This window comes from Dehalococcoidales bacterium, assembly GCA_028716225.1.
In the GTDB taxonomy this organism is placed as follows: Bacteria; Chloroflexota; Dehalococcoidia; order Dehalococcoidales; family UBA5760; genus UBA5760.
This window is the reverse complement of the sequence record JAQUQE010000087.1, coordinates 1-4,141: the sequence shown is the minus strand read 5'-3', so window position 1 is coordinate 4,141 and position 4,141 is coordinate 1. Positions and strand designations below refer to the sequence as shown.

Genomic DNA, 4,141 nt, shown 5'->3' with positions numbered 1-4,141 from the left:
CCGTACCGTTGTGCTGGCTCAGGTTCTTTATTGTGGTGCTGCTGTTGCCAGGAGTGCCGTGACAGGTGAGACAGTAGCTGCTGTTGGGAAGGGTTAGGTTGGGTTTGGTGAGTGTGCTGTTGTGGATCCAGCCCGTATTGTGACATTGTGTACAGGCGGGATTTGTGGAACTGTAACTCACGCTGTGATTGGAGACGTTGCTGCTGTAAACCGGGTCCGACATGGAGATATTGAATGCAGTGCTTGTATTCCTGTGGCAGTATGTGCAGTTCGCTGTTGCTCCTGTTCTTATATCGCTTCTGTCCTTGCCGTAATGGTAGAAGCTCATGTTACCGCCGGTGAGCCTTACCCCATCGCCTGTGAAACTGCCGTAATTAGTATCGTTGTTGTAGATTATCATCTCGCTTACGTTCTCGTGGCAGTTAATGCACGATGAAATATTCGAGCTTGAGTTCCCTGCCACTATCTGGTCACCGCTATAGTAATGTTCGCTTACTGTTACGTTAAGACCCCATTTCACTGACTGGTTGTAGTATGTGCTGTTCGCAAGGTGGCAGTCTGTGCATATCTTGGGCGTCTTGTAGATGTCGGGATGACCAGTAGAGACGTTGCCCGCTGTATCGTGGCACGCCCAGCATGCTCCTATAACTGGCGCGTAGCTCCAGTTTGTGGCGTTCTGGCTGTTGATGCCGTAATGGACGCTGAGATTTATTGCCGTGAAGTTGACGCCCACAGGCGCACCACCTGAAAGACCTGTTACGATATTGTGGCACTGGATGCAGTTGGGTGAGCCGCCTGAGCCTATCGCGACATTGTGGCTGAAATTCAGGGAGGTTGCGGAGGCGGCAAGATTGTTATTGTGACAGTTCTTGCATACGCTGTCGTTATACCCCGAACTAAAATAACTTGAATGGTTTGTAAACGTTGTTCCATCTCTTGATTTTGCCGGAACGAGCCCACTCTGGTTCAGCACTTCAGGAGGCTGCGGGGTGAACTGGTTACCTGCATACCCAGGTGTATTATTGTAATGGCAGTTGGCGCACCATCTGCTGGTATCCAGACTCTGTTTCTTAATATTGCTACCCTGTACCCTGGTGATATTGCCGAGACCTGAATTATTGTGGAGGGCAATCCTGCCATGGCAATAATCGCAGCTTGACTGCTGGCTGGTATTCGTCCAGTATGATGGCTGAGAACCGTTCCACAGAGTACCTGCATAAGGATTTATGCTGTGGTTCAGGGGTACGGGTATTCTCGGGGCACTGCTAAAATTGTTCAAGCCCGTCTGGTGACAGCTTGTGCAGTTGACTGCGTTGGTTCTTGATGTATCCCAGGTCGTGCCGCCTGCCTGGAGGTATCGCACCGGGTGGATGCTTCTTGTTGAATTAATGTGGCAGTCCGTGCAGTTGAGGCTATTGTTGTGTCTTGATTTTATGCCTGTTACAGCACCGCTGTAATTGGTGCCGCCTGTGCCGTTGTCGCCGTGGCAGCTCAGGCAGAAACTGTTATTTGGTAGTGTAAAGCCGGGTTTGGTGAGTGTGCTGTTGTGGATCCAGCCTGGATTGTGGCATTGTGATGAAGTACAGTCTGGGTTTGAACTGTAGGTGCTGTGGTTGCCAAGACTGCTGTTATAAGCGGAATCCAGCATGGCTACTGCAAATGCAGTGCTCGTATTCTGGTGGCAGTAGGAACAATTTGCGCTTATCCCTATTCTTAAATCCGATCGCTTCTTTCCATAGTGACTTGTACTGTTATTGCCGCCGTTCAAGCCTCCATACACGGCACCGCTCCCGTTGTCGGGGTCGTTTGCAGATAGAAGCATCTCGCTCTTGTTGTGACAGGCATAGCAGGCAGAGACTGACGCACGTATGTCCGATGCGTTCCAGTAATGCTCTGAAACGTTGAGCAGCGTATTGTTTGGAGTGAAATTGAAGTTCTGTGTGGCAGACTGGATATGGCAGTCCGTGCAGTTATCCGGCATCTTGTAGCTCGTGGGATGGGCGTTGGGCGTGGATGGCTCGGTTCCATTGCCGTGGCATGCCCAGCAGCGCTTGTTGTTATCGTAATACACTGTGGTATTCAAGACATGGGCAGCATTTATGTTGAGGTTCTTGTGTATGGCACTGGTATCGTTTGCTGTTGTTACATTCACGTGAGCCAGCAATGCTATGCCTCCAATATCGTGGCAGTCTGCGCAGTTGGCTCCTCCCACCCTGCTCTGGTTATGCACGAGCTGGGTTATGGTGGTGAAAGGATAGTTATAGCCGTGGCAGCGGTCGCATGCGGAGTCGTTCATGTTGGAGTAATAGCTTGTGTACAGCGAGTGATTGTTGTATTCATAGATGCTCTGGTTAGCTCCGTATGCCGCATTCCCGCTGATTTCAGGCGGCACCAATAAGCCCGCTCCTGTGAATGCATTCGCCATGTCGCTGTAGGTATTCGAGCCGTTTGCATAGCCTTGGTAATGGCACGAAGCGCACCATGTGGTGTTGCCTATGGTCGAGTTCACAATATTGTTTCCATCCCAGTTAGCAGGTCTGCCGAGAGCGATTGAACTGTGTTTTGTATCGCCGTGGCAGTAGATGCACCATGTAAGCTGCTGGCTGTTCGTCCAGTACGTCTGCTTCCACTTGGCTCCTGCGCTCGGGTCGTTGCTGTGTTCCAGTGGAACAGCGACCTGCGGCGGGTTTCTGCCAGTGTAGTTGCCTGCCTTGGGCTGTGCTTCAAGGGCAGCGGAGAACGTAGCGTTCTGGTGGCAGTTGGTGCAGTTGCCCCTTGCTGGATTTGGATTATCATGATTTAAGTCTATATATGTGGCGTTCTGTGCGAACACCTGTATATCATGCACGTCATCGCTGTGGCAGAGGGTGCAGTTCACGCCGCCCGATGTGGTATTGCTCGAATTATGCTCGGTATAGCTTGAGTGGCAGGTTTTGCATTGGGAGTCTTCGGTATTATTATTTCTTATAAACCGCAGGGATTCATCAGGTTTAGTGATATTATGCATCGGTCCATGACAGATGATGCATGGTATAGTGGAATTGGGGGTGTGGAAGGTTGCGTTGAAGGAAGTGCTATTAATAGAATAAAGGCTCAACGCACTCGCAACGGTGGGGCTGCTCAGAGTGGACTTGTTTGAGAGGTCTTTCCTGTCCCAAGCTGACCCGTTTCCGTGACAGCCGCCTGAGGCATTGTAGCATGAGCCTATGACCTGGTTTGTATTATGGGTTGTATAATCGCCATGGCAGTTCGCATTTCGACAACCACCTGAAACATTCCTGTGAACATCTGATGTATTATCTGTATGGTTCGCAGCTAAAGTATTGCCGCCTGGTAAACCATCGAATGATTGATGGCATATAGTGCAGTTATAATTTTGATGGTCAGTTCGTGCTGAAGTGGTCGGGTCTCCACCATTTAGATATGGTGAATTGGCAGTCGTAGTACCTTGGGTGGTTGGATTTGCACCGAAATGCGTAGCATCATTACCGCAAGTCGAATAACTGGTTGCACAGCCCCACCAGTTGTAAATGAAGGTTGTGCTGTCATTGAGAGTTCCGTTTCCAGCTTTGACCTGCCATTTTCCATAGTATTCCGTTCCATTCAGGTCGAAGCTGACATTGGCTAAACCAAACGAGTTCGTGGTGGAGTAGTTTGTGGCATTTACTCCTCCGCCGGGATTGTATAAAGTGAATGTTATATTCTGTCCATTAACTGGAAAACCGTTATTGTCTATATAAAGTACAGTTGCATTTATTCGAGTGTTCTTGCCTGACCAATAATTCCAATTAGCCGTAGGAATAGTATAATCCATACCAGGATTCGAAAAATTAGGCCCTGCGGTTCCTATTCCCGGGTCGTCCAGGATTACGTATCTATTGGTCGCCACCAGTATCTTCCCCGATACCGCAGCAGGCGTGGGCGTAAGTGTGATATTGGCTGTGGTGTTATCTGCGCCACTGATGGGTACGCTTATGGAATTATCGCTGTAACCTGACTTGCTTGCTGTTATAAGATACGTGCCGTTGCTTAATGTGAAGCTGTAGTAGCCCGCTCCATTCGTACTCGTACTCTGGCTGGTATTTGTAGTAACAGTGACACCGGATATCACAAGTCCGCTTGAAGCATTGGTAACATAGCC

Annotated in this window: 1 protein-coding gene; it reads right to left on the bottom strand. The window is 49.5% G+C overall.

Going from position 1 to position 4,141, the window contains the following annotated elements:
• Positions 1–4,141, bottom strand: a 4,141-nt coding sequence (locus PHI12_13820; protein ID MDD5511871.1) for a cytochrome c3 family protein, incomplete at both ends; no start/stop codon positions are given.